The following is a 1,214-nucleotide window of genomic DNA, read 5'->3' as shown; positions in this document are numbered from 1 at the left end:
ATGACAAGGTTGAATCTAAGGACCTGGCGAGTTGGCTATATTTCTGTAATAAATATTTTTGCAAGGAGGATCAACGTAAAGTCTTAACCATTCTCACGGACATGATGTCAAATCCGGCCAACAAGCAGATCGTCATGAGCGTTTTGGCGGGTATCCGTAACCACCCGCAAGAAGATGCAAAACCTGCGCTGGAGTTAATTGAACAACTCCTGAGACTGAGAGGAATCAAGCAACTGACTTTTGATCCCGATACCCAAAAGGAACTCCTGAATAAGTTTGTTGGTTTTTTGGGTTTCAAACAGTTTAAAAGTTACCACAAAAAGTCCTTTGATTCAACCTTGTCATCGGGTAACTCTGGGTAGTCACTGCTCCAGTCTGATGAACTGATCATCGCTGCGACCGACTGATTTAAAGAATTGGATCATATTCCAGAATTTCGAAAAGCGTTATTGCTTGCACTCAATTTACCCGATGACACCAATACTCAGGATATTTTAAATTTAATCGAAAATTAGGGTCAAGGTTTTGGGGTCAAAGGTTTTTGGGTCAAATTTTTGAGTAATTACGGTCTTTCTTCTTGACGCATAAACCAGGGAAATCGAAACCGGCTTAGGATTTTGTGAGTAAGGTTGATGGACGCAATTTAAGTCATAGCCCGTGAGTATATCTGCATGGGAGCTATACAACATAATGGAACATCCCATTTTTTTCATCCGTTGACAGTTGGCAGAAAAGAAGGCTGCTTTGGCTTTTTCTTTTTCTGCCCACTTTCAGTCAAACTATCAAGAAACAAGACTTGATCCCGATTTTCTGTGACCCTGATTTTCAGTCATGATTCAAGACTTGACCCCGGTTTTTTTGACCCCGGTTTTTTTGACCCCGGTTTTTTAGATTTTCTGCAATGATGTCGATAACAGACGCTAGCCACACGATTTTTGCAACTGCAGTGCAGAGTATCGTTGAACGGTTCAGATGACAGTCAATTGCCGACGGAACGAATCCATGAAAAGCCAGGTGACTAATAAATATCAGCAACAGATAGAACTATTTCGCAGTACTCATTATGGCCGTGACCCTGGCCGGGTCAGGCGTATGGGTTACCTTATCAAGGCCATGTTTGTCACTGAGAAGTCATTAAAACATGGGGATGGGGTCCGCAACAGTCTCCTGAAAGTCAAGGAACGGTCAATCCAGCTTGAGAAGCATATCAAAGC

General features: G+C 42.3%; 2 protein-coding genes. Both read left to right on the top strand.

Annotation, left to right across the window (positions count from 1 at the left end; translation table 11 throughout):
* Positions 1-362: hypothetical protein (locus tag KDK14_RS08800; RefSeq protein WP_257264719.1), on the top strand; the 362-nt coding region annotated here is incomplete at its 5' end.
* Between the two features lie 640 nt (positions 363-1,002).
* On the top strand, positions 1,003-1,214 hold a 212-nt coding region (locus tag KDK14_RS08795; protein WP_257264718.1), incomplete at its 3' end, for a hypothetical protein.

It is taken from the genome of Endozoicomonas sp. ONNA2, assembly GCF_024606365.1.
GTDB lineage: Bacteria > Pseudomonadota > Gammaproteobacteria > Pseudomonadales > Endozoicomonadaceae > Endozoicomonas.
Note: the sequence above shows the minus strand (reverse complement) of the source record. Positions and strands in the feature narration are given on the sequence as shown.